This is a genomic window from Streptomyces sp. WELS2, assembly GCF_013870595.1.
Taxonomy (GTDB): Bacteria; Actinomycetota; Actinomycetes; order Streptomycetales; family Streptomycetaceae; genus Streptomyces.
The window spans coordinates 1-1,137 of sequence record NZ_JACBWZ010001323.1 but is presented as its reverse complement, the minus strand read 5'-3'; the positions used below and the strand labels follow the sequence as shown (position 1 = coordinate 1,137).

The following is a 1,137-nucleotide window of genomic DNA, read 5'->3' as shown; positions in this document are numbered from 1 at the left end:
GCCGGGTCGGTGGCCGTCTGCTCGCGGGCGAAAAGGCGGACGGCGAGCAGGGCCAGTTTGTAGCTGTCGCTGAACGGGGTCGCCTTCTCCTCGCCCGCCGGGATCTGCCAGTCGGGCGTCTCGGCCTGGGGCAGCGCGCTCGCGCCGCGCAGCCGCATGGCGTCGCAGTCGACGAGGAAGCACTCGGGGCGGCGAGCGGTGGTGAAGAGAAGGTTCTTGGGCGAGAGGTCACCGACCGCGATGCCGATCCGGTGCAGCCGGGTGAGGGTGGCCGCCAGGTCCGCGAGGAGCAGTAAGCGGTCGCGTTCGCTGACGCGCAGGCCGACGCCGGCCACGTAGGCGTCGTCGTTGAGGAGGAACTCCAGGTTCGCCAGGCGCCGGTCGCCCCGGGAGGCACCGCCCAGAGTCCGATAGGTGAACTGGAAACGGTCGGGCACCAGCCGCATGAGCAGCCCGCAGGGACGACCGGCGCGCTCCACCACGGCCGCGGGCCAGGCCGTCTTCTCGCACAGCCACCGGCCCTCCGCGGTGCTCATCGAGGCGGGCAGCGCCACCTGCGCGGTCAGGGCCGAGGAGTCGAGAGCGGGCAGGACAGCGGGGGCGTACTCCTTGTAGACGACGTCCCAGCCGCCTTTCACCGACGTGTTGATCCTCTTGTTGAGGACCTGGTGCACGCTGCCCTGGCCGCCCTGCCCGAGGAGGCGGCCCAGGGTGAGCGTGCTGTGCTCGACCACGGGTGCACGGGAAGTGCTCATGTCGCCGGTGCCCCCGGGTGCGGCCAGACCGCCAGCAGGGTGCGGTCGTCGTCGAAGGTCTCCCGCGAGAAGTCGAGGAGATGGGCGAACCACGGTGGGGGGACGGGCGTGGCCAGCTGACGAGCGAACAGGGCGCCCACCTGGCCGTCGCCGTCACCCAGCGGGTCGCCGAAGCCGTCGGTGCCGACCAGCAGGGTGTGCGGGGCCTCCAGCCGTACCACAGTCCGCTCCAGCGGGTCGGGCACGTGCGGGAGCGGGGTGACCACATTGGAGACCAGCGGGGAGTCGGAGGCCGTTTTGGCGCCGAACAGCGCGTGGTACCGGCCGTCGGGCCGGTCCAGCACCCAGGCGCCCGAGTCCCCGACCCGGCACAGCTCGGCGA

At 72.3% G+C, this 1,137-nt stretch carries 2 protein-coding genes; both read right to left on the bottom strand.

Going from position 1 to position 1,137, the window contains the following annotated elements:
- Positions 1-755 (bottom strand): hypothetical protein (locus H5J33_RS36080; protein WP_181798878.1); only part of this gene is annotated, 755 nt, incomplete at its 3' end.
- The coding region (locus H5J33_RS36075) for a hypothetical protein (RefSeq protein WP_181798876.1) at positions 752-1,137 on the bottom strand (386 nt) is incomplete at its 5' end. The genes H5J33_RS36075 and H5J33_RS36080, both read right to left, overlap by 4 nt.